Raw genomic sequence first — 315 nt, 5'->3', positions numbered from 1 at the left:
GATTAACTCAATCTAGAGGGTATTAATAATGAAAGCTACTAAACTGGTACTGGGCGCGGTAATCCTGGGTTCTACTCTGCTGGCAGGTTGCTCCAGCAACGCTAAAATCGATCAGCTGTCTTCTGACGTTCAGACTCTGAACGCTAAAGTTGACCAGCTGAGCAACGACGTGAACGCAATGCGTTCCGACGTTCAGGCTGCTAAAGATGACGCAGCTCGTGCTAACCAGCGTCTGGACAACATGGCTACTAAATACCGCAAGTAATAGCACCTGTGAAGAAGTGGTTGATGAATTGCTAACCCGTGGCGAAAAAG

The 315-nt window shown here is 47.9% G+C and carries 1 protein-coding gene; it reads left to right on the top strand.

Going from position 1 to position 315, the window contains the following annotated elements; translation table 11 throughout:
• Window positions 1–28: 28 nt before the first annotated feature.
• The gene (gene lpp, locus EO083_RS09810; RefSeq protein ID WP_000648420.1) at window positions 29–265 is read left to right on the top strand and encodes a murein lipoprotein Lpp; all 237 of its coding nucleotides are present in this window, start codon (window positions 29–31) and stop codon (window positions 263–265) included.
• The last annotated feature ends 50 nt before the right edge of the window (window positions 266–315 follow it).

This window comes from Thermosipho globiformans (assembly GCF_003990895.1).
In the GTDB taxonomy this organism is placed as follows: Bacteria; Thermotogota; Thermotogae; order Thermotogales; family Fervidobacteriaceae; genus Thermosipho; species Thermosipho japonicus.
Note: the sequence above shows the minus strand (reverse complement) of the source record. Positions and strands in the feature narration are given on the sequence as shown.

What these genes read in the sequence shown, in the direction of transcription:
- lpp (WP_000648420.1), top strand. Translation starts at nt 29, where the DNA reads ATGAAAGCTACTAAACTGGTACTGGGCGCGGTAATCCTGGGTTCTACT.